The 828-nt window shown below is 53.0% G+C and carries 1 protein-coding gene and 1 pseudogene; both read right to left on the bottom strand.

From position 1 onward, the window contains the following. On the bottom strand, positions 1–233 hold a 233-nt coding region (locus LWH48_RS18140; RefSeq protein ID WP_232913678.1), incomplete at its 3' end, for a hypothetical protein. 182 nt (positions 234–415) lie between these two features. Then, positions 416–828 (bottom strand): annotated as a pseudogene (locus tag LWH48_RS18135) (lysine 2,3-aminomutase); the annotation flags it as partial.

The following is an 828-nucleotide window of genomic DNA, read 5'->3' as shown; positions in this document are numbered from 1 at the left end:
AAAACAATTGAAAAAGAAAATGCTTGCACTATAAAAAAGGCAAGCACCCAAACCTCGACATCAAACTCGCTCCTCATAGAGTAAAGCAAGTACGCAACAACCAAAGAAAGGGCCACTAGAAAAAGAAACCCTCGCCACATCTTTTTAAATATAAGAACCAACCCTGGAACAACCAAAAGAAACGGCATTAAAAATGCCGCCTTAAGTATTTTTTCACTATCTTTAGCTGACATTAATTTAGCTTCCTGCGCTTTATTAGCTTAATAATAATTAATTATCACGCTATGATACCAAAGGCCTGCCACCTCGGAAACAGCCTGCCTTCCTTCTGAAGCAGCAGAATGCAAAATGCCCCCGTTGGGAAAGCCAAGGGGGCATGTGGTACTTAGAGGTCAGGGATCGAGCGATAGGAGCCTCACGACGCCTTCATGATCAACGCCTGCTTCTCGTCCTTCATGGCGGCAAACTCAGCCTCGAAGAAGAACTCGCTCTCCCCCAGCGCCGGTTCCAGGTGGTTGAGCCAGGTGGCAGCCTCATCGTACTTGGCGAAGAAGGGACGCTGCACCCAGTCGCTGTCGCGCCCCTGGATGAAACGCAGCACGAAGACCTTCTCGCCCTGGATCTCCGTCACCCCCTGGATCTCCACCTTGCCCGGATCGGCGGACATCGACGGCCCACGAGCCGTACGCGCCAGGCCCGGTACCTGCTTCATCGCCTCGCGGTAGATCTCCCACGCCTTGACCAGCGGCACCTCGAAGTAGTGGCGGGCGCCGGTATCGCGCTCCACGAACATGTAATACGGGATCATCCCCAGGCGCACCTGGGTGG

The organism is Halomonas sp. G15, assembly GCF_021282295.1.
In the GTDB taxonomy this organism is placed as follows: domain Bacteria; phylum Pseudomonadota; class Gammaproteobacteria; order Pseudomonadales; family Halomonadaceae; genus Halomonas; species Halomonas alimentaria.
The sequence above is the reverse complement of the archived record's forward strand: the minus strand, read 5'-3'. Positions and strand labels throughout refer to the sequence as shown.